The sequence below is a fragment of the Cobetia sp. 10Alg 146 genome, assembly GCF_029846385.1.
Taxonomy (GTDB): Bacteria; Pseudomonadota; Gammaproteobacteria; order Pseudomonadales; family Halomonadaceae; genus Cobetia; species Cobetia marina.
In genome coordinates this window covers 172,566-192,082 of sequence record NZ_JARWKT010000003.1, presented here as the reverse complement: position 1 = coordinate 192,082, position 19,517 = coordinate 172,566, and the positions used below count along the sequence as shown (strand labels likewise).

Annotated in this window: 14 protein-coding genes; 8 read left to right on the top strand and 6 right to left on the bottom strand. The window is 62.7% G+C overall.

Annotated elements, in window-relative coordinates; translation table 11 throughout:
• Positions 1 to 11 precede the first annotated feature (11 nt).
• Together QD172_RS06845 and QD172_RS06840 are read left to right on the top strand one after the other, a co-directional pair.
• The gene (locus QD172_RS06845) at positions 12 to 425 is read left to right on the top strand and encodes a rhodanese-like domain-containing protein (protein ID WP_279855318.1); all 414 of its coding nucleotides are present in this window, start codon (positions 12 to 14) and stop codon (positions 423 to 425) included.
• Between the two features lie 167 nt (positions 426 to 592).
• Positions 593 to 1,978 carry an MATE family efflux transporter gene (locus tag QD172_RS06840; protein ID WP_279855317.1) on the top strand — a complete coding sequence of 462 codons (1,386 nt, stop codon included), beginning with the start codon at positions 593 to 595 and terminating at the stop codon, positions 1,976 to 1,978.
• Positions 1,979 to 2,140: 162 nt separating this feature from the next.
• On the opposite strand, the gene QD172_RS06835 is transcribed toward QD172_RS06840, so the two are convergent.
• Together QD172_RS06835 and QD172_RS06830 are read right to left on the bottom strand one after the other, a co-directional pair.
• Entirely contained in the window at positions 2,141 to 2,428 is a 288-nt protein-coding gene (locus tag QD172_RS06835) for a pyrimidine/purine nucleoside phosphorylase (RefSeq protein WP_077374792.1), read from the bottom strand.
• Between the two features lie 76 nt (positions 2,429 to 2,504).
• A complete protein-coding gene (locus QD172_RS06830) occupies positions 2,505 to 3,338 on the bottom strand; it encodes a pyruvate, water dikinase regulatory protein (RefSeq protein WP_077374789.1) in 834 nt (277 codons plus the stop codon).
• A 394-nt stretch (positions 3,339 to 3,732) separates the two neighbouring features.
• On the opposite strand from QD172_RS06830, the gene ppsA reads away from it, so the two are divergent.
• Positions 3,733 to 6,120: a phosphoenolpyruvate synthase gene (gene ppsA, locus QD172_RS06825; RefSeq protein WP_255304432.1), complete on the top strand. Its 2,388-nt coding sequence runs from the start codon at positions 3,733 to 3,735 to the stop codon at positions 6,118 to 6,120.
• Positions 6,121 to 6,582: 462 nt separating this feature from the next.
• A complete protein-coding gene (locus tag QD172_RS06820) occupies positions 6,583 to 7,848 on the top strand; it encodes a dicarboxylate/amino acid:cation symporter (protein WP_218015147.1) in 1,266 nt (421 codons plus the stop codon).
• 99 nt (positions 7,849 to 7,947) lie between these two features.
• Here the strand turns inward: QD172_RS06820 and rraA are convergent, their stop codons facing one another.
• Positions 7,948 to 8,448, bottom strand: coding sequence for a ribonuclease E activity regulator RraA (gene rraA, locus QD172_RS06815; protein ID WP_077374783.1), 501 nt, complete (start codon positions 8,446 to 8,448; stop codon positions 7,948 to 7,950).
• A gap of 332 nt (positions 8,449 to 8,780) precedes the next feature.
• On the opposite strand from rraA, the gene QD172_RS06810 reads away from it, so the two are divergent.
• Positions 8,781 to 9,401, top strand: a complete 621-nt coding sequence (locus QD172_RS06810; protein WP_077374780.1) for a porin family protein — start codon at positions 8,781 to 8,783, stop codon at positions 9,399 to 9,401.
• Positions 9,402 to 9,573: 172 nt separating this feature from the next.
• Here QD172_RS06810 and acnB read toward each other — a convergent pair whose 3' ends face one another.
• Complete coding sequence (acnB, locus tag QD172_RS06805) at positions 9,574 to 12,177, bottom strand: bifunctional aconitate hydratase 2/2-methylisocitrate dehydratase (RefSeq protein ID WP_077375609.1); 2,604 nt, start codon at positions 12,175 to 12,177, stop codon at positions 9,574 to 9,576.
• Between the two features lie 405 nt (positions 12,178 to 12,582).
• Between acnB and QD172_RS06800 the strand changes: the two genes are divergently transcribed.
• The 3 genes from QD172_RS06800 to QD172_RS06790 all read left to right on the top strand — a co-directional run bounded on the left by QD172_RS06800 (position 12,583) and on the right by QD172_RS06790 (position 17,852).
• Positions 12,583 to 13,071 (top strand): DUF1289 domain-containing protein, encoded by a 489-nt coding sequence (locus tag QD172_RS06800; protein WP_084208100.1) that lies wholly within the window; start codon positions 12,583 to 12,585, stop codon positions 13,069 to 13,071.
• A 70-nt stretch (positions 13,072 to 13,141) separates the two neighbouring features.
• Positions 13,142 to 13,843 (top strand): tRNA-(ms[2]io[6]A)-hydroxylase, encoded by a 702-nt coding sequence (locus QD172_RS06795; RefSeq protein ID WP_279855440.1) that lies wholly within the window; start codon positions 13,142 to 13,144, stop codon positions 13,841 to 13,843.
• A 94-nt stretch (positions 13,844 to 13,937) separates the two neighbouring features.
• Positions 13,938 to 17,852 (top strand): AAA family ATPase, encoded by a 3,915-nt coding sequence (locus QD172_RS06790; protein WP_077374774.1) that lies wholly within the window; start codon positions 13,938 to 13,940, stop codon positions 17,850 to 17,852.
• 131 nt (positions 17,853 to 17,983) lie between these two features.
• On the opposite strand, the gene QD172_RS06785 is transcribed toward QD172_RS06790, so the two are convergent.
• Positions 17,984 to 18,751 (bottom strand): UDP-2,3-diacylglucosamine diphosphatase, encoded by a 768-nt coding sequence (locus QD172_RS06785; RefSeq protein WP_084209638.1) that lies wholly within the window; start codon positions 18,749 to 18,751, stop codon positions 17,984 to 17,986.
• Positions 18,752 to 18,907: 156 nt separating this feature from the next.
• Positions 18,908 to 19,402, bottom strand: a complete 495-nt coding sequence (locus tag QD172_RS06780) for a peptidylprolyl isomerase (RefSeq protein WP_043331309.1) — start codon at positions 19,400 to 19,402, stop codon at positions 18,908 to 18,910.
• Between the last annotated feature and the right edge of the window lie 115 nt (positions 19,403 to 19,517).

Here is a 19,517-nt window from a genome sequence, read left to right as displayed (position 1 = left end):
AGGAGGACCCCATGATTCGACCGGTCAGTGAGCTGGTGGCAGCGGCCGAGAAGGAGATCGACACCCTGTCGCCTGAGGCGCTGCGTCAGGCGCTGGAGGAGTCTCGCGCAGGCGGTACACTCCTGATCCTGGTGGATATCCGCGATGTGCGTGAGCTGGAGCGGGAAGGCCGCATTCCCGGGGCCATCCATGCGCCACGCGGCATGCTGGAGTTCTGGGTCGACCCGGCTTCGCCCTATCACCGTGCCGATTTCGCCCGTGAGGGACGTTATGTGCTGTTCTGCGCCGGCGGACTGCGCTCGGCGCTGGCCACCAAGTCGCTCAAGGACATGGGATTCGGGCCGGTCGCCCATCTCGGGGGTGGCTTCGCGGCCTGGCGTGAGTCGGGAGGCGAAGTCATCTCGCCCTTCATGCAGGGCAACTAGTCCGGCTTGCAGCCCCCTGAGCCGCAAGGGAACTGCTCTCGCCGCGCGGATGTCTTACACTGTGCCCGTCCTGCACGACGGATTGCACGACAGATCGTACGATCGATAGCCCCCGATGGCCCCGCAGGCAGCTCGCCTGACGGGGCCGTTTACTGTCCGGAGCCTGCATGCCTGAGCCTGCCAACCCCACGTCCTCTTCCTCTGCCAGAAGCCCGTCCCCGCGTGGTCGGCGTGACCTGCTGCGTGATCCGATCGCCTCGACGCTTGCCCGCATGACGGGGCCGGTGATCGGCGGCATCGTCACCATGATGCTGTTCAACCTGGTGGATGCCTGGTTCATCGCCCAGCTGGGCACCGCGGAGCTGGCGGCGGTCACCTTCACCTTTCCGGTGACCTTTGCCGTCATCAGCATCGCCATCGGTCTGTCCATCGGCACCACCGCCGTGGTGGGGCGCAGGCTCGGGCGTGGCGAGTTCGAGACGGTCAAGGCGCGGGCCACGGATGCCAGTCTGCTGGGGCTGCTGCTGGGCGTCATGATGATCGTGGCGGGGCTTGTCAGCATCGGGCCGCTGTTCGGGCTGCTGGGGGCCGATGACACCCTGATGCCGCACATCCAGGACTACATGCAGGTGTGGTACTTCGGGGCGCCCTTCGTGTTGCTGCCACGCGTGCTGGGCAGCGTGCTGCGCGCCGAGGGCAATACCCTGGTGCCCTCGCTGGTGATGGCGGCGGCAGGGGGTCTCAATGCGCTGCTCGACCCGCTGCTGATCTTCGGCGTCGGCGACTGGCAGGGCATGGGGGTTGCGGGCGCGGCGCTGGCCACGGTGCTGTCGTGGCTGGCGATGACGCTGGGCTTGCTGGCATTGCCATTGTTGCGCGCGCGGCTGGATCTGCATCAGCTGTCGCTGACACGTCTGATCACCTCATGGCGAGAAGTGGGGGCCATCGGTTTGCCTGCGGCCATGACCAGCGTGATGACGCCGATCGCCACGGCGCTGGTCACGCGGATCGTCAGTCAGCATGGTCATGCCGCCGTCGCGGCCTATGGCATCGGTTCACGCATCGAGTCACTGGCGCTGATTCTGGTGCTGGCACTCTCGATGACGCTGTCACCCTTCATCAGCCAGAACGATGGTGCCGGGCAGCACCGGCGGGTATGGCGAGCCATCCACGGCATACTCGGCTTCATTCTCGTCTGGCAGCTGGTGGTCTGGTTGGGGCTCGGGCTAGGCGGTGAGTGGATCGCGGCGCGCTTCGCCGAGAGTCAGGAGGTCGCGGGACTGGTCAGCACCTATCTGTGGCTGATTCCCGCCGCCCTCGGGGCACAGGGCGTGATCATTCTCGCCAATTCCAGCCTCAATGCGCTGCACAAGCCGCGCCGCGCGATGATGCTCTCGCTGGTGCGTCTGTTCGCCTTGCTGGTGCCGCTGGCCTGGCTGGGCGGCGCCCTGTATGGCGTGATCGGTATCTTTGCCGGGGTAGCGACAAGTTACCTGTTGATGGGTGGTATCAGTTATCTGGCGCTGCGCTCGGTCCTCAGGCAGCGCGCCTGAGCCTGGTAGCGAGAGACAGTCGTCGTGACGAAAAAAAGCCGCCGTGGCCCGAGAGGGTACGGCGGCTTCTTCATGTCTGGCTTTCAGCGCCTTGGGCGGCTGTTTACCAGTGCCTCAGGCGGCTGTTTTTCCAGTGCCTTAGGCGGCTGTTTTCCCAGTGCCTTAGGCGTCTTCGTACTTGCACAGATAGGCGGATTCGACCGTAGTGCGCACTTCGAAGCTCTGGTTGGCTTCGACGATGAAGCTTTCCCCGGCGGCAAGCTGGTACCACTCTTCCGCACCCGGCAGCAGTACCTGCATGTCGCCGCTGATCAGGGTCATGTATTCGCGCTGGCTGGTGGAAAACACGAATTCGCCGATGGCCATCACGCCGACCGTGGCAGGCAGATCTGCGCTCTGGAAGGCGATGGAGGCCACCTGGCCGTCGAAGTAGTGGTTGGTGTGGAACATGGGGAGACTTCCTGCGTGAGTAGGGGGGTTGTTGTGGTCGATGTGTGTTGTTGGGGGCGTAACGTAGCGACGGGTATCAGCGTGGTGAGAAGCGGCGTGCCAGGCCGGTCTCGGCGATCATGCGCGTCGAGATCTCTTCGATCGAGAAGCGCGTGGTATCGATGTAGGGCACCTTGGAGCGGCGGAACAGCGCCTCGGTCTGCTCGACTTCCTGCAGACACTGGTCGATCGAGCAGTAGCGACTGTTGGGGCGACGCTCGGTACGGATGGCAGCCAGGCGGCGCGGGTCGATGGTCAGTCCGAACAGCTTGTGGCGATATTGCGCCAGTGACGCCGGCATCTTGAGGGTGCCGGATTCGTCGAGATCATCCTCGGTCAGCGGGTAGTTGGCCGCGCGGATGCCGAACTGCAAGGCCAGATACAGCGAGGTCGGGGTCTTGCCGCAGCGTGAGACGCCGATGAGGATGACGTCGGCCTTGTCGTACTGGTGGGTGCGCGCTCCATCATCGTTGTCGAGGGCAAAATGCACCGAATCGATGCGGTTCATGTAGACATCATCCTGACCGATGGAGTGGGTCTTGCCGACGCTGTAGGACGAGTGGGTATCCAGCTCCTCTTCCAGTGGCTTGAGGAAGGTGGAGAAGATGTCGACCTTGAAACCGGAGGATTCCGAGATGATGTCACGGATGTCCTGATCGACGATGGTGTCGATGATAATGGGGCGCTCACCGTCCGTGGCGTGGGCGCTCTCGATGGCCTTGACCAGCGCCGTGGCCTTCTCGGAGGAGTCGATGTAGGGCTTGGTCACCATGCGGATGTCGGTGTTCTCGAACTGGGCCAGCAGACTGCGTCCCAGTGTCTCGGCGGTGATACCGGTTCCATCGGAAATGAAGAAGGCGGTTCGGGTCATGACGGGCACTCGTGAAGAACGAATCGAAGACACAACCCGGCGCAGGGTGTCGTCTCGTGAAGTCCCAAGTGTCGGCGTTCACTGTCGTGCTTGCAATATCCGGCGGATGGCCAGTGGTGCGATATGGGAAATCTCGTGTTCCCGTTCTCCGGCAGAGTAGCCCATGACTACATTCCTGTAGCGGCCGTTTCTGGCTTGTCGACATGTTCGGCGACGATGGCGACAGAACGCCTGAAACAGTCTCAGGGTTGTAGTCCTCCTCCACTGACTAGCCGGTTAGACCAATGGCTAATACTAGAGAGAGCTTGTTAGGGTGGCGTCATTGCTGAACGGAAGGCGGTTCAACGTCCTCCATCGGTCATTCGTTTCCATCCATTGGTACCAGGGGGTTCCCTTGTCACAGCAAGCCACATCCGAATACGTCGTCGATTTCGATCAGCTCGGCATGAACGATGTTGATCGCGTTGGCGGCAAGAACGCCTCGCTCGGTGAGATGATCTCCAATCTGGCCGATGCCGGTGTCACCGTGCCCGGCGGCTTTGCGACTACCTCCTTTGCCTATCGCGAGTTCCTGGCTCACGAAGGCCTCGACAAGCGTATCAATGCCGCCCTCGATGCTCTCGATGTGGATGACGTGGTCGAACTGGCGCGCGTCGGTGCCGAGATTCGTCAGTGGATCATCGATACGCCGCTGCCGCCGGCCTTCGAGGCCGAGATGGAACGTGCCTATGCCGAGCTGCAGGCCAGGCACCCGAATTTGAAGGTTGCCGTGCGCTCCTCCGCCACCGCGGAAGACCTGCCGGACGCTTCCTTCGCCGGTCAGCAGGAAACCTTCCTCAACATCGAAGGCTTCGACAACATCAAGCGTGCGGTTCACGAGGTGTTCGCGTCACTGTTCAACGACCGCGCCATCTCCTACCGCGTGCACAAGGGCTTTGATCACTCGCTGGTCGCGCTGTCTGCCGGCGTGCAGAAGATGGTGCGCTCCGAGACGGCCGCTTCCGGCGTGATGTTCACCCTGGACACTGAATCCGGCTATCGCGACGCCGTCTTCGTCACCGGCTCCTGGGGCCTGGGCGAGACCGTGGTACAGGGCGCGGTCAACCCTGACGAGTTCTATGTCCACAAGACCACGCTGGCAGCGGGTCGCCCGGCGGTACTGCGCCGCAACCTGGGCTCCAAGCTGATCAAGATGGTCTACACCGACGACACCAGCGCCGGGCGTTCCGTGGCGACCGTCGACGTGCCGGTACCGGAGCGTCATCGCTTCTGCATCAGCGACGCCGATGTCGAGGCACTGGCGCGCCAGGCCATGATCATCGAGAAGCACTACCAGCGTCCGATGGACATCGAATGGGCGCGTGACGGCGATGACGGCAAGCTCTACATCGTCCAGGCGCGTCCGGAAACGGTCGTCAGCCAGGAAGAGGGCGGCAATCTCGAGCGCTTCCAGCTGCGCGAGAAGGGCCGCACCCTGGTGACCGGGCGTGCCATCGGTCAGCGTATCGGCCAGGGCGCGGTGCGCGTGATCGACAACCCGGAGCAGATGGACAAGGTGCAGGTCGGCGACGTGCTGGTCACCGACATGACCGACCCGGACTGGGAGCCGGTCATGAAGCGCGCTTCCGCCATCGTCACCAACCGTGGCGGCCGTACCTGCCACGCGGCGATCATCGCGCGTGAGCTGGGCATCCCGGCCGTCGTCGGCTGTGGCGATGCCACCTCGGTGCTCGCCGAAGGCCGCGAAGTGACGGTCTCCTGCGCCGAAGGCGATACCGGGCATGTCTATGACGGCATCCTCAACTTCGACCGCACCGTCACCAGCGTCAACGAGATGCCGGAGATTCCGTTCAAGATCATGATGAACGTCGGCAACCCGGACCGCGCCTTCAGCTTCTCGCGTCTGCCGAATGCCGGTGTGGGCCTGGCGCGTCTCGAGTTCATCATCAACCGCATGATCGGCGTGCACCCCAAGGCGCTGCTTGACTACGCCACCCTGCCCATCGACCTGCAGCAGACCATCGATGCGCGCACCGCCGGCTACGCAAGTCCGGTCGACTTCTATGTCGACAAGCTGGTCGAGGGCATCTCCACCCTGGCGGCCGCCTTCCACCCGCAGAAGGTCATCGTGCGCATGTCGGACTTCAAGTCCAACGAGTACGAGAACCTGATCGGCGGCAAGATGTACGAGCCGGGCGAAGAGAACCCGATGCTGGGCTTCCGTGGCGCCTCGCGCTACGTGTCCGACACCTTCCGCGACTGCTTCGATCTCGAATGCCGTGCCCTCAAGCGTGTGCGTGACGAGATGGGGCTGACCAACGTCGAGATCATGGTGCCCTTCGTGCGTACCACCGGCGAGGCGGAGCAGGTCATCAAGCTGCTGGGCGAGAATGGCCTGGTGCGTGGCGAGAACGGTCTGCGCGTCATCATGATGTGCGAGCTGCCGACCAACGCGCTGCTGGCGGATCAGTTCCTCGAGCACTTCGACGGCTTCTCCATCGGCTCCAACGACCTGACCCAGCTGACCCTGGGACTGGATCGCGACTCCGGCATCGTCGCTCACCTCTTTGATGAGCGTAATCCGGCGGTCAAGCAGCTGATGTCGATGGCGATCCGTGCCTGCAAGGCGCAGGGCAAGTACGTCGGCATCTGCGGCCAGGGGCCGTCGGATCATCCGGAGCTGGCCAAGTGGCTGATGGAAGAGGGCATCGACAGCGTCTCCCTCAACCCGGATTCCGTGCTGGAAACCTGGTTCATGCTGGCGGACAAGGAACTGGCCTGATCCCGCTCGCGAGCGGATGTGATGCCCAGCCTCGGTATCTGATCCCGTGAGAGGCCCTAGGCTGGCGCACTACCAGATGCTGGCGCCAGTCGCCGGCTGATCTAGCGCCCACTGCACATAATGTGCGGTGGGCGCTTTTCATTTTCTCGCCCGAAAACTGAATGGATGGTCAGCTCGCGACACTAGACCAATGGTGTAGAAACCGGCAGAAGCATGTCAGTTCGTAACAAATAGCAACAAAATGATCTCGAATCCGCGACTAAATGATGATCATCCTGCCTCGTGTGGAAAAGGCAGTCATTTATAATCCCAGCCACCCCGCTGACCACAATATCCATGGTGGCTATGAATCCATGATGACCATGCATCCATGGTGACCATGACGGCAGGCCTCACCGGTAGCCAGCAATGCGGTGGCACGCAACAACCGACCTTTCAGACACAATCCAAGGTAGTCGTAACGTGAAACAGTCTTTATGGAAGAACATCGGCGTCCAGGTAGTCATCGCCATGATACTGGGCGCTGGTGTAGGCGCTTACATGGGCGAGAGCGCCGCGATGTTCGCGCCACTCGGTGAGCTCTTCATTCACCTGATCAAGATGCTGGTGGTACCGCTGATCGCGGTCTCCATCGTGTCGGGAGCCGCCAATCTGGGCGATAGCCCTTCTGCCGGCAAGATCGGTCTCTCCACCTTCGCCTTCTTCATGCTCACCTCAGCCGTGGCGGTGATGCTGGCGCTGGTGATGGGGCATGTGTTCCAGCCGGGCAGTGGGGTGGATCTGGAAAGCGCCAAGGGCATGTTCTCCAACGCCTACGCCGACAAGGGCAGCGTGCCGGGCGTGATGGATACCATTCTGGGCATGGTGCCGACCAATATCTTCGGCGCACTCACCGATGCCAACATCCTGCAGATTCTGGTGTTCTGCCTGTTTCTCGGCATTGGCCTGTCCAAGACCGGCGAGCGTGGCAAGCCGCTGATCGAAGGCCTGAATACCGTCATCGAGGCCTTCGTGTGGATGATCAACGTGGTGATGCTGATCGCGCCGATCGGCGTCTTCGGTCTGATGGCGGATGCCGTCGGCACCTTCGGCTTCGATGTGCTGACCCTGGTGATGAAGCTGTTCCTCGTCTACATGGGCGCCATCCTCATCTATGGCTTCGTGTTCTACCCGCTGGTGGTCAAGTTCGGCTCTGACGTGCCGCTGGGTCGCTTCCTGTCGGTGATGAAGAAGCCGCAGGCCGTCGCGCTGTCCACGGCGTCCTCCATGGCGACCCTGCCGGTCAACATGGAAGTCTGCGAGAAGGAGCTGGGCCTGAAGAATGCCACGACGGCCTTCGTGCTGCCGCTGGGCGCGACCATCAACATGAGCGGCAACGCCATCTATTACGGGCTGGTGGCGATGTTCTTCGCCCAGGTCTTCAACGTCGATCTCGGCTTCTCCGCCTACGCCGCCATCGTGTTCACCGCAACCCTGGGTGCCATCGGTCAGGCTGGCGTGCCGGGGCCGTCGTTCCTGGTGGTTGCCGTGCTGCTGGCGGCCGGCATTCCCATCGAGGGCCTGCCGCTGCTGTTCGCGCTGGATCGTATCTTCGACATGACGCGTACCGCGCTCAACATCACCGGTGACGCGGCCTGCGCCGCCGTGGTGGATCGCTTCGCGCGTGCCGATGATGCGGTCGCCGAGCGCCAGGACACTGCAGCAGGTGAGCCGGTCAGCGTGCGCTGAGACAGACACGACTGACAGGAAAACGCCCCCGCAGCCAGAACGGTTGCGGGGGCGTTTTCATTGGGGGCTTGAACGGTTCGACCGGTGGTCGGGAACCGGTCAGGGCGTCGGCTGGGTGCGAATCAGCGCTTCCTTCGAGGTGACGATGCCGTTGTTGTCGGCATAGAGGAAGTCGCCCGGCACGATGGTGACACCGGCAAAGGTGACCGGGATGTCGCGCTGGCCTTCGCCACGCTTGATGCTGGGACGCGGGTAGCAGCCCAGTGCCTGCACGCCGAGCTGGGTGGCGTGGATCTCGTCGACATCACGGATGCAGCCATACATGATCACGCCGGCCCAGCCGCTCTTGGCGGCCTGCTCGGCAAGCATGTCGCCCAGCATGGCGCAGCGCATCGAGCCACCGGCATCGACGACCAGCACGCGCCCTGCACCGGGTTCCGCGACTGCCGCCTTGACCAGCGAGTTGTCCTCGAAGCACTTGATGGTCACGACTTCGCCGCCAAAGGACTCGACGCCGCCGTAGTTGATGAACAGGGGCTCGAGGACTTGCACATCAGGGAACTCATCGCAGAGATCGGGGGTGGAGATGGAGTGCGTCATGTCGGATTCCTTGTGCTGGGCGGCCCGGTGAGGGTCGCTTGGGGACGGAGCGCTGGCGATTGCTGCAATGCCACAACGTCGAGAATGCCCGATACGCCAAGGCTTTGCACCTGTGCGAAGGGCTAAGCGGGCCTCGGGCGCGTGCAAGCGAGGGACGGGAGGGTCACGAGGGCATGTTGCTGACTGGCGACGTGGGAAGTAGTGAAAACGCCACTCTTGAAACACCGTTCGATATCTACCACGATGCTCCTGCACCCATGGCAGGCGACGTTGAACCAGACTGCCTCTGGCAGGTATCCGCCTGTGCCGCCCATTGGATCAAGGAGCAACACATGAGCAAGTCACGTCTTCTGGCCGCCCCGTTGGCCACCGTTTCCTTCGCCGCTCTCGCTCTGGCGCTCAGTGGTCACGCCCAGGCGGCAGGCAATGCCACCGAAGGGCTCTATATCGGTGCCGGTACCGGTTTTTCCAGCCTGAAGAACGATGATTCCGATGAGGCCGGCGATTTCATCGACTCCGGCAGCGATGACTTCGACGTGGATGATGACGACAACGTCTACAAGGCCTTCGTGGGCTATCAGTACAACCCGTACTTCGCCACCGAAGCCTTCTATACGGATCTCGGGACCGTTCAGCTCAAGGGCAATGACTTCGGCAATACCGATCTCAAGTCCAAGGCCTACGGTGTCAACGTGGTGGGTATCCTGCCGATCGGCCAGTACTTCTCGCTGTTCGCCAAGGCGGGCATGGCCAAGTGGGAAACCGATGTCGACGGCAATCTGGGCGATTCCAGTGTCGACCTGAAGGACAATGACGGCTTCGACCCGGTCTATGGTGCCGGTGCCCAGGTCAATCTCGATCCGTTCCTGATCCGTGCCGAATACGAGCGTTATGACTTCGACAGCGACTATCAGGTAGATGCCTTCACGGCCTCTGTCGGTTACAAGTTCTAGGCCGAGCAGGTCGTCAGGCCGTCTCGGGCGGCGGGCGAAACGCTAGGCATGAAAAAACGGGCCGTCCCTGATGGGGCGGCCCGTTTCGTTGTCTCGCTGGCAGCTCTGGCGTGACCAGTGACGGCTGCGGTCCAGAGAGGCGCCGGACATTGGAGCCCGGCGCCTCGCCTGATCAGGCTTCCTGAGTGACCGGAATCACGTTGGAGGCGGCATTCTGGAACTCTTCGATCTCATGGAAGTTCAGGTAGCGATAGATCTCGCCGGCCATGGCATCGAATTCGCCCATGTAGCCCTGATACTCCTCGACGCTCGGCAGACGACCGATGACCGCGGCGATGGCGGCCAGTTCGGCAGACGCCAGGAAGACGTTGGCGCCGTCGCCCAGACGGTTCGGGAAGTTGCGCGTGGAGGTGGACACCACGGTGGACTTGGCAGCCACACGTGCCTGGTTACCCATGCACAGTGAGCAGCCTGGCATTTCCATGCGCGCGCCGGCACGGCCGTAGATGCCGTAATAGCCTTCGGCGGTCAGCTGGTGCTGGTCCATCTTGGTCGGCGGTGCCAGCCACAGCTTGGTCTTCAGGCTACCGGCCGGCTGCTTCTCGAGCAGCTTGCCGGCGGCACGGAAGTGACCGATGTTGGTCATGCACGAGCCGATGAAGACCTCGTCGATCTTCTGGCCGGCCACGTCGGACAGCAGACGCGCATCGTCCGGGTCGTTCGGGGCACACAACACCGGCTGATCGATCTCGTCGAGGTCGATCTCGATGATCTCGGCGTATTCCGCGTCCTTGTCGGCACGCATCTGGCTCGGGTTGGCCAGCCACTCTTCCATGCCGGCGATACGACGCTCGATGGTACGGGCATCGCCGTAACCGTTGGCGATCATCCACTTGAGCAGGGTGATGTTGGACGTCAGGTACTCGGTCACGCTCTCGTCGGACAGCGTGATGGTGCAGCCCGCGGCGGAGCGCTCGGCAGAGGCGTCAGACAGCTCGAAGGCCTGCTCTGCGGTGAGATCTTCCAGACCTTCGATTTCCAGAATGCGGCCGGAGAAGGCGTTCTTCTTGTTGGACTTGTCGACGGTCAGCAGGCCCTGCTTGATGGCGTACAGCGGGATGGCGTGGACCAGATCACGCAGGGTGATGCCCGGGCGACGCTTGCCCTTGAAGCGCACCAGCACGGATTCCGGCATGTCCAGCGGCATCACGCCAGTCGCGGCGGCGAAGGCCACCAGGCCAGAGCCTGCCGGGAAGGAGATGCCCATCGGGAAGCGGGTGTGGGAGTCACCACCGGTACCGACGGTGTCCGGCAGCAGCATGCGGTTCAGCCACGAGTGGATGATGCCGTCGCCCGGACGCAGCGACACGCCGCCGCGGTTCATGATGAAGTCCGGCAGGGTGTGGTGAGTCTCGACATCGACCGGCTTCGGGTAGGCGGCGGTGTGGCAGAAGGACTGCATCACCAGGTCGGCCTGGAAGCCCAGACATGCCAGATCCTTCAACTCGTCGCGAGTCATCGGGCCGGTGGTGTCCTGGGAGCCGACGGTGGTCATCTTCGGCTCGCAGTACATGCCCGGACGCACGCCTTCCATGTTGCAGGCCTTGCCGACCATCTTCTGCGCGAGGGTGAAGCCCTTGCCGGTATCCTTCGGCTGCTCCGGCAGACGGAAGACGTCAGAGGCGTCCAGTCCCAGCTCGGTACGTGCCTTGTCGGTCAGACCGCGACCGATGATCAGCGGGATACGGCCGCCAGCACGCACTTCGTCCAGCAGGACCTGCGTCTTGAGGGAGAAGGTGGAGATGACTTCGTCGGTGTCGTGACGGCAGACCTTGCCTTCGTACGGGTAGATGTCGATGACATCGCCCATGGCCATCTTCTCGACGTCCATTTCCACCGGCAGGGCACCGGCATCTTCCATGGTGTTGAAGAAGATCGGCGCGATCTTGTTGCCGAACACGAAGCCGCCAGCGCGCTTGTTGGGCACGTTCGGGATGTCGTCACCGAAGAACCACAGCACGGAGTTGGTGGCGGACTTGCGTGAGGAGCCGGTACCGACCACGTCGCCGACGTAGGCGACCGGGAAGCCCTTGGCCTTCACTTCCTCGATCTGGGCCAGCGGGCCGATGACGCCTTCTTCCTGCGGGATGATGCCATCACGCGGGTTCTTGAGCATCGCGTTGGCGTGCAGCGGGATGTCCGGACGTGACCAGGCGTCAGGCGCCGGGGACAGGTCGTCGGTGTTGGTCTCGCCCGGCACCTTGAAGACGGTCAGGGTGATCTTGTCCGCCAGGGCGGGCTTTGACAGGAACCATTCCGCGTCCGCCCAGGACTGCAGCACGGATTGCGCGACGGTGTTGCCGGCCTTGGCGCGCTCGGCGACATCGTGGAAGGCATCGAACATCAGCAGGGTGTGCTTGAGCTGTTCGCCGGCTTCCTTGGCCATGGACTCGTCGTCCAGCAGCTCGACCAGCGTGGCGATGTTGTAGCCGCCCTGCATGGTGCCGAGCAGCTTGGTGGCGTGGGTCTTGTCGATCAGCGGTGAAGAAGCTTCGCCACGCACGATGGCGGTCAGGAAGCCAGCCTTGACGTAAGCGGCTTCATCGACGCCCGGCGGGATGCGATTGGTGAACAGGTCGAGGATGAACTCTTCTTCACCGGCCTGCGGATTCTTGAGCAGTTCGACCAGATCAGCGGTCTGCTCTGCATTCAGCGGCTTCGCCGGGATGCCCTGCTGGGCGCGTTCTTCAACCTGTTGACGGTAGGCTTCAAGCACGTGGGAGACCCTCATCTGTAATCGTGTCGAGATGCGTGTGCCAGTCGTCACGCGAACCGGCAGAGACATCCCGAGGCTTCTTGCGGGTAATTCAAGCGTCTTATTGCGAGCGAATCAGGCGCTACGGGGCGAACGCGAGTCTACTCAACTTTGTCGACAATGTTAAGGAGCACCCCCGTGCGGGGGCTGAGACTTTGGTCGTCATCCAGGGCGCCATTTCGACCTTAACAGCTTGATATTGCATTTCTTTGTCGCGCTTCAGGCATGGCGCGGCACGCATCGCCCGATGTCGCGTCGAGGTGACTCGAGCCTTGCGGTCTCCGGGCACCGCTGTCGAGCTCAGCAGGCGCACGGTATGATGCTGTTATCCTTTTTCCTGAAATTTCGCCGCAAGCCGAGGGCAGCATGAGCCGTATTCTTTCTCCCTGCGTCGGGGTGTGTTCCACCACGGTGGGTGACAACGTCTGTCGTGGATGCCAGCGCCATGACCAGGAGATCCTCGACTGGTTCGGGTATGACAGTGAGCAGCGCACGCAGCGCATGCGCGAGCTGGATGCGCTGCGCAGTGACGTCGCCGGGCGCTGGCTGTACGTGCATGACGAGGCGGCGCTGGCGGAACAGTTGACGCGCCACCGGATTCGTTTTCGTGAGGATCAGTCGGCGCTGTCACGTGCGGTGGAGCTTCTGCGGGTGGGACGCACCAGGATCCGTGACCTCTCTGCCTATGGCATCACGCCGTGCAGTGGCGGCGAAGAACTTGAGCCGGAACAGCTTTTTTCGCGAATAAACGATGAAATCATGGTGGAAGCGGCAAAGCGGGCCAATAATGAAGTGAGTCCGGCAGGTCATCCTCCTGATGCAACGCAGGATGACGCTGGCAAGAGAAAAGACTGACATGATGGACGATGGCATGACCCTGATGACTGACCGCGAGCGTTTCGCGACGGATGAGCATGACGCTCGGATGGCCCATGAGCTTTCACGCGTCATCAAGGCGCCGCAGGGGCCGAGCAACGAGGATACCGATGCACTGCTGCCGGACTCCCTGCTGGCCTTTCTCGGTTGCCGCACACCGCACGCCTGGGTAGAGGCGGCGCTCGACAATTCTGAGCTGTTGCTGATCGACCACGCGCAGTGCGAGAAGAAGGCGGCCTCCACCGCGATGAGTCTGATGTACCGCTATGTGGACCACCCCTTGCTGCTGAGCAAGATGTCACAGCTGGCTCGAGAGGAGCTTCTGCACTTCGAGCAGGTGGTAGGACTGATGGAAAGGCGTGGAATCGTCTATCGTCATATCAAGGCTTCCCGATATGCAGAAGGACTGCGTCAGCAGGTGCGCAGGGAAGACCCTCAGCGGCTGGTGGATATCCTGCTGATCGGGGCATTGATCGAAGCGCGGTCCTGCGAGCGATTCGCGCGTCTGATCCCGTATCTTGAGCCCGAGCTTGCAAAGTTCTATCGCACTTTGGTTAAGTCTGAGGGACGCCATTATGAGGATTACCTCATGTTGGCCGAGCGTTACAGCAAGGAACCATTGGAATCCCGTCTTGCGGTACTGCGTGCGGTGGAGAAGGAGCTGATCGAGCGTCCTGATGTCAGCTTCCGTTTCCACAGCGGCATCCCCGTCATGAATCGGGTGGAAAACGCCTCAAGCCAGGTGAGTTGAGGCAGTACAGACACAAGGCAAGGCTCAAGAACAGGGGACCTCCGGCGCCATGGCTGGGCTGGCGTTTCGTTCGCGACTTTGAAATGGATGACACATGACGCAGGAAACATCTGGTCAAGCTCAATTGGCGCTGCTGGGGCATTTCCAGCTGACCCTGGGCGATGACACGCTGACGCAGTTCAGCTACGACAAGGTCAAGGCACTGTTGCTGCATCTTCTGCTGCATGATCAGGCCGTCTCGCGGGCGGGGCTGGCAGAGCTGCTATGGCCGGATCAGGGGCTGTCCTCGGGCCGCACCAACCTGCGCCATGCCCTGCATTGCCTGCGTCAGAGCCTGGGGGAGGAGGCCGACAATCTTCTGACGGTCTCACGTCAGACGATCGCGCTGTCGATACCGGATTACTGGGAACTGGATCTCGACGAGCTCAACGGCCTGTTGCTGGCGCCGCCCTCGGTGGCGACGCTCAACGAGGTGCTGGGACTCTACCGGGGCGATCTCGTCGAAGAGCTTGCCCTGACCCAGTGCCCGGAATTCCAGCGCTGGATGATCAAGGTACGCGGCGAATGGCGTCAGCGCGTCATCCAGTATGCCGAGCGAGTACTGGCGACCGATGAGCCGGTCCCGGACGACGTGCTGCGGACCCTGGTGAGCCGCTTCTCCGGATATGGCCCCTTCCATGAACGCCTGGTACGTCAGCTCGCGGAAGATGGTCAGTCGGCTGCGGCGCATGAGCAGTTCAATGCCTTCCTGCAACAGCTGGCACTCTCCGGTCAGCAGCCTGATCCGGGATTCCTGCAGCTGGCGCGTTACTGGTCCGATGGCAAGAGCGAGCAGATGGGCGCGCTCACGCCGCAGGGCGCCATTTCTCGCACGCTGTCGCTGGACAGCGCGCCGCTGCGTGAAGATGAGATCGACCACCGTCAGCTGTCGGTCATGGCGATTCGCCTCAGCGTCAAGGACAGTCATCGCGATCGCGTCTGGGCCCGCGCCAGTCTGACCCTGCAGATCGAGCTGCTGCGCTGGCTGGAGCAGCAATGCCACCACCTGGGCGGTTTCTGGCTGCCGGGTGCCACGGGTGGCGTCGGCCTGGCGTGCTTCGGCACGCATGGCCCGGCCCACCAGCTGGCAGAGCTTGTGGCGCTTTATGAGCACTGCAGCAAGGCGATGCCGGATGAGATCGAGCGGATCTGGGATGGCGAAGGCAAGCCGCCGGTCTTCTCGCTGTCGGCGGGCCTCCACTCCGGGCAGGTCATCTATCTGCCGGAGCGTCAGCTGGCCGACCCGCTTGGCCAGGTGACCCAGTATTCCCTGGAATTGATGACGGCGGCCGAAGGCAGCGAGCTGGTGATTTCCCAGGAGGCCAGTCAGCACATGCCTCCCGCACTGGATCTGCAGCCACGTCTCACGTCACGCCTGTTGGCAGCGGACGGACGGGTGCGTCTGCGCGCGTTGGTCCTGAGCAGCGGCGTGGGGCATCGTGAGGCGTCACTGCCGACATTGATCGGACGTGAAGGCGAGCTGCGCCGTCTGCGCGATGCGCTGGCGCGTGCCAGTATCGGGCTGCGTCAGAGCGTGCTGGTCAGCGGCAACTCCGGCATGGGCAAGTCGGCCCTGATGGTCAACTTCCGGCAGCTCGAACAGAGTCAGGACGTGGGCCTGTGCTGGATGCCGACGACTCGCCTCTCGCAGCTGGAACCCTACAGCGTGGTGCGCACCCTGATGCGCTGGCGCCTCGATGGTCATGTGGATCGTGATGGCGTCGAACAGGTATTTGAATCCTCCGAGGCCTTGCAGGCTCTCGATGAGGACGTGCGTCGCTCCTTCCATGCGGTGCTGGGGACCGCGGAGGAGGCCTCGGAAGATGAATCCCTGATCCAGAGCAGCGAGACGGTCGAGCGTGTGGTGCGTGTGCTGCATCTGGTGATCGAGAAATCGGCAAGCCTGCGCCCGCTGGTGATGATGATCGACGACCTGCAGTGGCTCGATGAACCGTCGCTCAAGGTGCTGGCGGGACTGCAGGCGCGCCTGCCCATCAACATCGGCTTCATGCTGGCGGCCAGTCACAACGGCCGCGACAGCCTTGCCGTCAAGCTCAACTGGGACCAGCATATCTCGCTAGGTCGCCTGGACCCGATGCAGGTCTCGCGTCTGCTGTCGCATCTGTCGCGTCGCTATCGTCTGCATCTCAGCCCGCGCATGCGCAGCCAGCTCATCGAGCGCTGCGATGGTGTGCCGCTCTACCTGCAGGAGATCTGTCGTCGTCTCGACATGGATCGCCGTGAGGGGCGTCCGGTGCAGCTCGACGAGCTGCCCAAGGGCTTGATCGGCCTGCTGTCCAGCCGTATCGACCAGCTGGAAGAAGGCCGCGATGTGGCCCACGCCGCCGCCGTGCTGGGACGTGTCTTCAAGCTGAGCTTCCTGCGCCAGAGCTGCGAATTCGAGGAAGGGCGCCTCAAGCGTTCCATCGAGAGCATGCAGCGCCTGGAGATCATCGAGGCCTGTGGCAACGATAGTGAATTCGACTATCAGTTCACCCACCAGCTGATCCAGGAAGCGGCCTATCTGTCCTGCCCGCGTGACGTGCGTCGCCGCATTCACCTGCAGGTCGTGGCCCTCATCGAGGACAAGCATCCTGCCTGGATCAGCCGTCACCCCGGCTATTTCGCCGTCCATCTGCGCAAGTCACAGAACTTCAGTCGTGCTGCGCGCTATTTCGAGCTGTCGGCACGTGAAGCGCTCAAGATCAGCGCCAACCGTACCGCGCTCAAGATGGCCGACAGTGGTCTGGCGTGTCTCAAGCATGTCGAAGGGCAGGAGGAGCGCGAGGTCAGCCTGCTGACCGTTCGCGGCCAGGCCGGCTTCGCGCTGGAAGGGCATGGTTCCCGCATCGCGCACGAGAGCTTCGTGCAGGCGCGCAATCTGCTCAACAGTCCGGCGCTGCTGGAAGATGATGAGCCGGATCTCGAGCAGGCCTTCATCGTGAAGTGGGGACTGTGGGTCGGTTGCAGTGAGCGCCATGCGCATGCGGATGCCTTCGCGCTGGCCTCGGGCCTGAGTGATCTGGCGGAAGAGCTGTCGGATGGCCGTTATCGTCGTCTGGCCGACTATGCGCGGGCACACTGCGAATTCTGGGCCGGTCGCGTACGCGTGGCAGGTGAGCATCTCGATGAGATCGATCCGGTCCACAATCCCATGGTGCTCGAATGGTTGCCGTTCAGTGATCACCCTCAGGTGGCAGCGGCATGTCTGCAGAGCTGGACGTCCTGCCTGCGCTTTGACTACGTGCAGGCCGAGCAGCAGGCCGAGGCGGCCATCCGCATGGCGGAGGCCATCGGTCAGCCGGGCTCGTTGGCCATGGCGTTGATGTTCTCCACCTCGCTCTATCGTCAGCTGGGCCATACCCATCTGGCCACCCAGCGTGCCGAGCGGGCGCTGGAGCTGACCCGCTCCGCGGATCTGCACCTCTGGCACATGGCGGCGCATGGCGTGCTTGGCTGGGCGCGGGCGATGAACGGCGACCGCGACGGGCTCGCGATGCTGCAGTCCAGCATCAACGAGTTCGCCGAGCTGACCGGGCGTGAGCGGCATCAGCGGCCCAATCTCTGGTACATGGATGCCGTGATGGCGCTGGGTGAGCATTCGGCGGCCGAAGAGTACATGGAGAAGGTGCTGCTGGTGGCTCAGGAGCGCAACTCCTTCTATCTGGCAGAGGTCAGCTACCTGGTGGCCGCGTTGCGTGCCGCTCAAGGTCTGCCGAGCGAGAAGGTGCGTTCCTTGATCGAGCAGGGCCTGGCCTACTCCATCGAGCAGGAAAATCCGCATCATGAAGCAATGGGACTCGCTGCCTGGTTGAGGCTGGTCGATGCGCAGGATGCCGAGCGCTGCGAGCGCCTCAAGGCACTGCTGGATGAGCTGCCGGCAACGGATGCACCCGCGGTACTGGGGTGGCATCAGCTGGTGGAGGCGGTGGAAGGGCGTGCGCGTCGCAAGGCGTCCTCGCCGGCCTGACGCGCACGCCCGGCGCTCCGGGCTGAGCAGACTCTGAACGGCGCCAGTCGCTTCGCAAGCCGAGGCTGGACAAGGAAAAGCCCCCGTTGCCACTCAAGGCAACGAGGGCTTTTCATGGGCGTTGCGAGCGATCAGCCGTGGGTGATCGCATCACACAGTGGCAATGCGAATTCCCGCAGGGTCGGTCCCTGGCCGCAGGCAATGATGTCGAAGGCGGTATCGGGGCGCCAGTCGCCCAGCACGATGCGGCGCGCCGCTTCGCCATCGATCTCGAGTTCATGTACCGCCGGGCGATGGGTGTGGCCGTGGATCAGGGTGCGCACGCCGTGCTCGCGCATCTCGCGAACCACTTCCTCGGGCGTGACGTCCATGATCGCCTCATCCTTCTCGCTATTGGTCTCGCCGGACTGCATGCGCAGTGACTGGGCCAGGGCCAGTCGCTGCTCCAGCGGCATGGCCAGAATCTGTGCCTGCCACTGAGGGTCGCGCGTCATGGCACGAAACTTCATGTAAGCCTCATCGCGGGTACACATGCTGTCGCCATGCATCAGCAGTACGCGCTCGCCGTCGAGCTCGATCACGCTCGGGTCGGGCAGCAGGGTCACGCCGGCCTCGGCCGCGAAGGTCTCGCCGATGAGGAAGTCGCGATTGCCGTGCATGAAGTAGAGCCTGGTGCCGCGGGCCGAGACGCGCTGCATGGCCTCGCTCATGCGCTGGGTGAAGTCGTCGCGATAATCATCGCCGACCCATACCTCGAAGATATCCCCCAGCAGGTAGAGGCGATCCACCGCAGGTTCGCAGGTCGCCAGGCGCGCCATGTAGTCGAGAAAGCCCTGGGCGATCTCGGGAGTCTCGGGCTGCAGGTGCAGGTCGGAGATGAACAGAGTGGTGGCAGTCATGGTCAGGTCCACGGGTCGGGGCGGGTGTCGTCATGCGCAGCAGGCGACGGAAGAGGCCGAGTGAGAGAGCAACGCAAACCGCCCGGCCTGACGCTCGATATCACGAGGCAAGGCCGGGCGGCAGGTACGCGGTGAGGCGCGATCAGCGGAAATCGCTTATTCGGTGATTTCGGCGCTGGTGATGATCACGTCTTCTGCCGGCACGTCGGCGTGGCCGTCGCGACGCGTGGTCTTGACCGCCTCGATCTTCTCGACCACGTCCATGCCTTCGACGACCTTGCCGAACACGCAGTAACCCCAGCCCTGGCTGGTCTTGCTGGTGAAGTTCAGGAAGTCGTTGTCATTGACGTTGATGAAGAACTGGGCGCTGGCGGAGTGAGGATCCATGGTACGTGCCATGGCCACGGTGCCGCGGTCGTTCTTGAGGCCATTGTCGGCTTCGTTCTCGATCACGCCGTTGGTCGGCTTCTGGTTGAAGTCGGTGTCAAAGCCACCGCCCTGAACCATGAAACCCGGGATGACGCGGTGGAAAAGGACGTTGCTGTAGTGGCCTTCACGCACGTATTGCTCGAAGTTGGCCGCAGTCTTCGGGGCCTTCTCGTGGTTGAGTTCGAGGGTGATGTCGCCGTAGTTGGTGTGAAGAACGATCATGCGAATTTCCCGGTCATCTGTCTTGCTCAAGTGTCAGGCAGGCGGGGCCTCATGGCATCGCCTGCGGGCGTCGCGCTATAATAGCGGCTTTGTATCCTGAGACGAAAGCCTGAGG

Coding starts and splice junctions, on each gene's coding strand:
- QD172_RS06845 (WP_279855318.1), top strand. CDS start 12: ATGATTCGACCGGTCAGTGAGCTGGTGGCAGCGGCCGAGAAGGAGATC.
- QD172_RS06840 (WP_279855317.1), top strand. CDS start 593: ATGCCTGAGCCTGCCAACCCCACGTCCTCTTCCTCTGCCAGAAGCCCG.
- QD172_RS06835 (WP_077374792.1), bottom strand. CDS start 2,428: ATGTTCCACACCAACCACTACTTCGACGGCCAGGTGGCCTCCATCGCC.
- QD172_RS06830 (WP_077374789.1), bottom strand. CDS start 3,338: ATGACCCGAACCGCCTTCTTCATTTCCGATGGAACCGGTATCACCGCC.
- rraA (WP_077374783.1), bottom strand. CDS start 8,448: ATGACGCACTCCATCTCCACCCCCGATCTCTGCGATGAGTTCCCTGAT.
- QD172_RS06810 (WP_077374780.1), top strand. CDS start 8,781: ATGAGCAAGTCACGTCTTCTGGCCGCCCCGTTGGCCACCGTTTCCTTC.
- QD172_RS06800 (WP_084208100.1), top strand. CDS start 12,583: ATGAGCCGTATTCTTTCTCCCTGCGTCGGGGTGTGTTCCACCACGGTG.
- QD172_RS06795 (WP_279855440.1), top strand. CDS start 13,142: ATGGCCCATGAGCTTTCACGCGTCATCAAGGCGCCGCAGGGGCCGAGC.
- QD172_RS06790 (WP_077374774.1), top strand. CDS start 13,938: ATGACGCAGGAAACATCTGGTCAAGCTCAATTGGCGCTGCTGGGGCAT.
- QD172_RS06785 (WP_084209638.1), bottom strand. CDS start 18,751: ATGACTGCCACCACTCTGTTCATCTCCGACCTGCACCTGCAGCCCGAG.
- QD172_RS06780 (WP_043331309.1), bottom strand. CDS start 19,402: ATGATCGTTCTTCACACCAACTACGGCGACATCACCCTCGAACTCAAC.